This window comes from Comamonas sp. E6 (genome assembly GCF_001010305.1).
Classification (GTDB): Bacteria; Pseudomonadota; Gammaproteobacteria; order Burkholderiales; family Burkholderiaceae_C; genus Comamonas; species Comamonas thiooxydans.
This window is the reverse complement of sequence record NZ_BBXH01000023.1, coordinates 112,521-119,208: the sequence shown is the minus strand read 5'-3', so window position 1 is coordinate 119,208 and position 6,688 is coordinate 112,521. Positions and strand designations below refer to the sequence as shown.

Annotated in this window: 7 protein-coding genes; 6 read left to right on the top strand and 1 reads right to left on the bottom strand. The window is 61.0% G+C overall.

The features are described 5' to 3' along the window. Positions 1–140 precede the first annotated feature (140 nt). Positions 141–653, top strand: coding sequence for a thioesterase family protein (locus tag CSE6_RS20010; protein ID WP_034354492.1), 513 nt, complete (start codon positions 141–143; stop codon positions 651–653). Positions 654–894: 241 nt separating this feature from the next. Further along, on the top strand, positions 895–1,545 hold the full coding sequence (locus CSE6_RS20005; protein ID WP_034377162.1) for a polymer-forming cytoskeletal protein: 651 nt from the start codon (positions 895–897) through the stop codon (positions 1,543–1,545). Positions 1,546–1,612: 67 nt separating this feature from the next. On the opposite strand, the gene CSE6_RS20000 is transcribed toward CSE6_RS20005, so the two are convergent. After that, positions 1,613–2,080 (bottom strand): acyl-CoA thioesterase, encoded by a 468-nt coding sequence (locus tag CSE6_RS20000; RefSeq protein WP_003068067.1) that lies wholly within the window; start codon positions 2,078–2,080, stop codon positions 1,613–1,615. 212 nt (positions 2,081–2,292) lie between these two features. Between CSE6_RS20000 and CSE6_RS26180 the strand changes: the two genes are divergently transcribed. The 4 genes from CSE6_RS26180 to CSE6_RS19980 all read left to right on the top strand — a co-directional run bounded on the left by CSE6_RS26180 (position 2,293) and on the right by CSE6_RS19980 (position 6,664). Further along, complete coding sequence (locus CSE6_RS26180; RefSeq protein ID WP_193751149.1) at positions 2,293–2,784, top strand: hypothetical protein; 492 nt, start codon at positions 2,293–2,295, stop codon at positions 2,782–2,784. Then, positions 2,742–4,571, top strand: coding sequence for an ABC transporter ATP-binding protein/permease (locus CSE6_RS19990; RefSeq protein WP_034377160.1), 1,830 nt, complete (start codon positions 2,742–2,744; stop codon positions 4,569–4,571). Before CSE6_RS26180 ends, CSE6_RS19990 begins: the two co-directional genes overlap by 43 nt. 180 nt (positions 4,572–4,751) lie before the next feature. Beyond that, complete coding sequence (locus CSE6_RS19985) at positions 4,752–5,516, top strand: GntR family transcriptional regulator (protein WP_034377158.1); 765 nt, start codon at positions 4,752–4,754, stop codon at positions 5,514–5,516. A gap of 71 nt (positions 5,517–5,587) precedes the next feature. Then, on the top strand, positions 5,588–6,664 hold the full coding sequence (locus tag CSE6_RS19980; RefSeq protein WP_034377157.1) for an aromatic ring-hydroxylating dioxygenase subunit alpha: 1,077 nt from the start codon (positions 5,588–5,590) through the stop codon (positions 6,662–6,664). The last annotated feature ends 24 nt before the right edge of the window (positions 6,665–6,688 follow it).

Here is a 6,688-nt window from a genome sequence, read left to right as displayed (position 1 = left end):
GGGTGACGGTGCTACCCAAAGCACCATCCGGATTTCGGCATGTGTCGAATCCGGGCCAGCTTCGCCAGCGTGTACCAGTGCCGATCTGAGAATCGCCCCTTGCCGGGCGATTTTTCTTTGACCTCTTTTCAGGGTTGCCTATGACATCCAGGTCCGTACCGTCCCGTAATTCAGCGCAGGAAATTGCCGAGTCCGTGCAGTTCGAGCCTGAGTTCATCTCCGGCTTGCGCGAGATCTTTGAAACGCGCGTGGCCTTCAACCAGACCATAGGGCTCAAGATCGGCGAGATCACGCCCACGCTGGTGCAGGGGCATATCGCCATGCGACCTGATCTGGTCGGGCATTCGGCCTACCAGCGCATTCATGGCGGCGTGATCAGCGCCGGCCTGGACTCCATGGGCGGGCTGGCTGTGATGGCGGCCATTGCGGCCAAGCATATGGACGATACGCCCGCACAAAGACTGCATCGTTTTTCCCGGCTGGGCACAATCGATCTGCGTGTGGACTACATGCGCCCCGGCATCGGCAAGGAATTTCTGCTCACTGCCAGAGTGCTGCGCCTGGGCTCGCGGGTGGCGAATACTCAGATGGAGTTTCTGTCGGTGGATGGCGAGTTGCTCTCTACCGGCACAGCGGCCTATATCGTCTCTTGACGATCTCTGAAACGAGAGCATAAAGCGCCAGCGAAATATGGACGGGCAGCAAAACGTGCCTCAAAGACGGGCAAGTGAACGCTTGCCCGGATGCTGCCAAATCTTTCATTGTGTGAGATCAGGCAATGCATGCAAGTAACTGAAACTTATGAAAGCTTTGCTTACCGTTATTGCGAGATGACGGTAAATGTTGCTACTTATGCTGCATAGGATGGCACTTTCTGACTAGGAGATTCCTGCCATGGCTGTGCAAAACCCGTTCTTCGGCAAACGCGATAACGATAACTTTCCTTCACGCAGTTCCGTCACCGGGCTTTCGACAGCGAATACTGCTGCGACATCTGGCGCCAGCTCTCTGAGCAACGCGGGTCTTGGCACGGCACCATCCAGCACCATGCGTGCGGCTTCGACTGCAGCTCCCACCGCGCCTCTTGCGGAGGAAAACGGTGGCAGCAAGCTGACCGTCGGCCCGAACATCAAGCTCAAGGGCGTGGAAATCACGGACTGCGACACCTTGGTCGTGGAGGGAACGGTTGAGGCGACCATGAACTCCCGCGTCATCAAGATTGCCGAGCAGGGGGCGTTTCACGGTACGGCCGAGATCGATATTGCAGAAATCCACGGCAAGTTCGACGGTACTCTCACGGTGCGCGAAAAGCTGGTGATCTATGGCTCCGGCAAGGTCAGCGGAACGATCCGCTATGGCAAGGTGGTGATCGAAGAGGGTGGCGAGCTGACGGGGCAGATCGAAGCGGGAACCCGTTTCGGCACCAGCAGTTCCAGCAATGCCTCTGCTTCCGCCTGGAGCAAGAGCAGTGCCGGCAGCACCAGCAGCCAGGTGGGGGCTGTGGCCAGCAGCAATGAAACGACGGGTAGCGCTGCAGTCGCCTGAATCTCTGCGCACAGCCCATGAAAAAAGCGACCTCTAGAGGTCGCTTTTTTCATGCTCGACGTGTGGATCAGCTCTTGGCGGCCGCCTGAGCCTGGAGTTTCTCGCGCCAGGCACGTGTCTGCTCGGTATCAGGCAGAGACTGGGGCTTGCCGGTGGCATCAATGGCCACATAGGTCAGGCGGGCCTCGGTCACCTTCACATATTTGCCCTGGTCGGAAAAGCGCTCGGCAAAGACTTCCACATCCACGGCGACCGAAGTGCGACCCACATGCTGTACGCCCGCGTAAAAGGACAGAATGTCGCCCACGCGCACGGGTTGCTTGAAGATGAATTCGTTGACGGCCACGGTCACCATGCGGGTGTGGCTGATGCGCTGCGGCAGCACCGAGCCGGCCAGATCCACCTGAGCCATCACCCAGCCACCGAAGATGTCGCCATTGGCATTGACATCGGCAGGCATGGGCACGACTTTGAGAACCAGTTCCTTGTCGGCGGGCAGGGCAACGCTGGGAAGGTCGGGCGAACGGGGGGGCATGGAAATCTGTGACACGAATGGAAAGATTGAATTGTCCCTCAACATCGGGTTTCTACCATGTTGGCGAGAGAAAGCCACTAACGACGGTTCGGGCAAGTAAGTAGGGAGTAACTATGGGACGGTGTTTGTGGTGGGTGGGCGTGGGTCTGAGTGTGCTGCTGTCGGCCTGCAGCAGCCATCCGGTAAAAGCCCCAGTACCGGGTAGAGATGATGTGACACCAGCAACGTCGCTCAAGCCACTTGTACAGGCCGTGCAGCCCTCTTGCCATCCGGAGCCCTTGACCGGAGCGGCAGCGCTGGCCGGGCCTTTCACTTCAATGACGCCCGCTCAGGCCTTGCAGGCCGGTGCGCTGAATGCGCGTGTCTGCTGGGCTGGCGGGCTGCGCAGCATAGAGGCGGTCGGCGAGCAGCGCGATTGCATGGTTCTGATGCATGCCGAGTTCAGCGAGCAGGGCTTTCTGTCCTGGCCGCGCGAGGCAAGCTTCTTCAAGGCCTGCGGTGCTGGCCCGTATGACAGGCAGTTGCTGCAGCCCTTCACCCTGGTCTGGGTGAGCGCAAAAGTGACGGGACAGGCAGAATTCGTGGGTACCCAGATTCCCGTCATAGAAATAGACGCCCTCTACCGCGGCTCCGACTGCCTGCAGGGCGACACAGCCCCACAATGCGTTCACAGTTACCTGCAACCCCAGAAGAAGCCGCAGTAGCGGCAAACCAGTCAGACGGCGCCACGCTGCGTCGCCTCTTTCCCTACATCTGGCGCTACAAATGGCATGCGCTGGCGGCGCTGGCGTTCATGATCTGCGCCAAGCTGGCCAATGTGGGCGTGCCCATCTTGCTCAAGCATCTGGTCGATGCGCTGGATATCAAGCCCGGGCAGGCCCAGGCCGTGCTGGTGGTCCCCGTGGGTCTGCTGGCGGCATATGGATTGCTGCGCTTTTCCTCCACCATGTTCACCGAGCTGCGGGATCTGGTCTTTTCCAAGGCCACGCAAGGAGCATCGCGCTCTATTGCGCTGTCGACCTTCGAGCATCTGCATGCACTGAGCCTGCGTTTTCATCTGGAGCGCCAGACCGGAGGCATGACGCGGGACATCGAGCGCGGCGTGCGCAGCACCGAGTCGCTGATCTCGTATTCGCTCTACTCCATCCTGCCCACGCTGATTGAAATGGCGCTGGTGCTGGGCATTCTGGCCGTGCGTTTCGACATCTGGTTTGCCGTGATCACGCTGGCAGCGCTGGTGTTCTATATCGGCTTCACGGTCACCGTGACGGAGTGGCGCACCCGCTTCAGAAAAGAGGCCAATGCCCAGGAGTCGGCGGCCCATACCAAGGCCATCGATTCCTTGCTCAATTACGAGACCGTCAAGTACTTCAACAACGAACAGTTCGAGTCAGCGCGCTACGACGAGAACCTCGAAAACCTGCGCCGCGTGCGGCTCAAGAGCCAGACCACGCTGTCCATGCTCAACTGCGGCCAGCAGCTCATCATCGGAGCGGCGCTGGTGGCCATTCTGTGGCGTGCCACGCAAGGCGTGGTCGACGGCAGGCTGACGCTGGGCGATCTGGTCATGATCAATGCCTTCATGATTCAGCTCTATATCCCGCTGAACTTTCTGGGCGTGATCTACCGCGAGATCAAGCAGAGCCTGACCGACCTGAACCGCATGTTTACGCTCATGGACAAGGAGCGGGAAGTGGCCGATGCGCCCGGTGCTCAGCCCTTGCAGATCGACAATCCGCCGCCTGAAGTGCGCTTTGAAAACGTGCAGTTCGCCTACGATAGCGCGCGGCCCATATTGCATGACGTGAGCTTCACCATTCCTGCGGGCAAGACCGTGGCCGTGGTCGGTCCCTCGGGTTCGGGCAAGAGCACGCTGGCACGTCTGCTGTTTCGCTTCTACGACGTGCAGGGCGGCCATGTGCGCATTGCCGGGCAGGACATCCGCACGGTGACCCAGAGCAGCGTACGTCACTGCGTGGGCATCGTTCCGCAGGACACGGTGCTGTTCAACGACACGGTGGCCTACAACATCGCCTATGGGCAACCGGGCGCCACGCAGGAACAGGTGGTTGCAGCGGCCAAGGCTGCACGCATCCATGACTTCATCGAGCGCACGCCGCAGGGCTATGCCACGCGGGTGGGCGAGCGCGGCCTCAAGCTCTCTGGCGGTGAAAAGCAGCGTGTGGCGATTGCGCGCACCCTGCTCAAGAACCCGCCGATCCTGATCTTTGACGAAGCGACTTCGGCACTGGACAGCGCCAACGAGCGCGCCATCCAGAACGAGCTGCGCAGCGCGGCGCAGGGCAAGACCTCACTGGTCATTGCCCACCGCCTGTCCACCGTGGTCGAAGCGCATGAAATCCTGGTCATGGACAGCGGCCGCATCATCGAGCGCGGCACCCATGAGGAGCTGCTGGCCGCCGCAGGGCGTTACTCCAGCATGTGGAATATGCAGCTCAACCAGGCGGAGTCTGCGGAAATTCCCGCCTGAGTGCGCCACTTTTAGCCAGACTTCTCACAGGCCACCTCAGGGTGGCTTTTTTTTCGCCTGCATTGCTTGTGTGTATACATGTTGTTAGGTGTTTACCCTTGTTTTTCCAATTAAATAGCTGTTTTTTGATTTTTATGTATACATTTCTTCCATCTACCAAGAACTAAATACCCGCGAGACATGCCACCCTCCATTGCCCCCGCTGCTGCAGCGGAAGAAAACCATTCCCAGGTCGTGAAGGCGCAGCTGCAGCTGCGCGAAATGATTCTTGCCGGCGAGATGGCGGCCGGAGAGCGCATCTCCGAGCTGGTGCTGGCCGAGCGTCTGGGCATCTCCCGCACTCCCATACGCGCAGCGCTGATGCGACTTGAGCAGGAGGGCATGCTGGAGGCCACGTCCGGCGGGCGCGGCTACAAGGTGCGCGTGCTGTCCGAAGCAGATGTCTCGGACGCCATCGAGCTGCGCGGCACGCTGGAAGGTCTGGCGGCGCGCATGGCGGCAGAGCGCGGGGTGGATGAAGCCCTGCTGGCGAGAGCCGCGCGCTGCCTGGATGCCATCGACCGTGTGCTGGATGCCCAGAACTGGGGCGACGAAGCGTTTTCCGCCTATGTGGCCCTGAACTCCGAATTTCACGACATCCTGCTGGAGATGTCGGGCAGTAGCTTCATGCAGCGCGAGCTGGAACGGGTCAAGCGCCTGCCCTTTGCCTCCCCTTCGGGCTTTGTGGTGGCCGGCTCCGAGTCGCCGCGTGCGCTGCGCAGCCTGATCCTGGCGCAGGAGCAGCACCGCGAAGTGATAGACGCCATCGAGCACCGCGAAGGCGCGCGTGCCGAGGCGTTGATGAAAGAGCACTCGCGCATTGCGCGGCGCAATCTGCGCGAAGCCATGCGCTCGCCCGAGACCACGCGCGTGCCCGGTGCGCAACTGATTCGCGCCAGCCGCTGATGCACGGTCCGTGGCGCAGCAGGCGTTGCCCGGACCCGACCCCGACCGATAAATACAAGGAGACACCCACGATGAGCAAGCAAGCACAGCCCACCTATCCTCGCAACACCTGGTACGTCGCTGCCACGGCGGCCGAAGTCACGGACAAGCCGCTGGGGCGCCAGATCTGCGGCGAGCGCATGGTTTTCTACCGCGCCCTGGAAGGCAAGATGGCCGCCGTCGAAGACTTCTGCCCGCACCGCGGCGCGCCGCTGTCGCTGGGCCGCGTCTGCGAAGGCAAGCTGGTCTGCGGCTATCACGGGCTGGAGATGGGCTGCGACGGCAAGACGGTTGCCATGCCCGGCCAGCGCGTGCGCGGCTTTCCTGCCATCAAGAGCTATCCGGTGGAAGAGCGTTACGGCTTTGTCTGGGTCTGGCCGGGCGACAAGGATGCGGCCGATGCAGCGCTGATCCCGGATCTGCAATGGCATGACAACCCCGAGTGGGCCTATGACGGCGGGCTGTTCCACATCAAGGCCGACTATCGCCTGATGATCGACAACCTCATGGACCTGACCCATGAGACCTATGTGCATGCCAGCAGCATCGGTCAGGCCGAGATCGACGAGACGCCCTGCAAGACCGAGGTCCTAGGAGACAGCGAGGTGGTCACCAGCCGCTTCATGGAGAATATCGAGGCACCTCCGTTCTGGAAGATGGCTCTGCGCAGCAACGGTCTGGCCGATGACGTGCCTGTGGACCGCTGGCAGGTCTGCCGCTTCACCCCTCCCAGCCATGTGCTGATCGAGGTCGGTGTGGCACATGCGGGCAAGGGCGGCTATGACGCTGGGGACGAGCACAAGGTCTACAGCATGGTGGTGGACTTCATCACTCCGGAGACCGATGGCAGCATGTGGTACTTCTGGGGCATGGCGCGCAAGTTCAATCCCGGCGATGCATCGGTGACGGCAGCCATCAAGCAGGGCCAGCACAAGATCTTCAGCGAAGATCTGGAGATGCTGGAGCTGCAGCAGCGCAACCTCGAGGACTATCCGCAGCGTCAGCTGCTCAAGCTCAATATCGATGCTGGCGGCGTGCAGTCGCGCAAGATCATCGAGCGCCTGATCGACGAGGAGAAAAACGAGTCGGGTGTTGCGGCGCTGGCTTGAGCGGCAGCAGGCAGGGGCAGATCA

Coding starts and splice junctions, on each gene's coding strand:
- CSE6_RS20005 (WP_034377162.1), top strand. CDS start 895: ATGGCTGTGCAAAACCCGTTCTTCGGCAAACGCGATAACGATAACTTT.
- CSE6_RS20010 (WP_034354492.1), top strand. CDS start 141: ATGACATCCAGGTCCGTACCGTCCCGTAATTCAGCGCAGGAAATTGCC.
- CSE6_RS19990 (WP_034377160.1), top strand. CDS start 2,742: ATGCGTTCACAGTTACCTGCAACCCCAGAAGAAGCCGCAGTAGCGGCA.
- CSE6_RS19985 (WP_034377158.1), top strand. CDS start 4,752: ATGCCACCCTCCATTGCCCCCGCTGCTGCAGCGGAAGAAAACCATTCC.
- CSE6_RS19980 (WP_034377157.1), top strand. CDS start 5,588: ATGAGCAAGCAAGCACAGCCCACCTATCCTCGCAACACCTGGTACGTC.
- CSE6_RS20000 (WP_003068067.1), bottom strand. CDS start 2,080: ATGCCCCCCCGTTCGCCCGACCTTCCCAGCGTTGCCCTGCCCGCCGAC.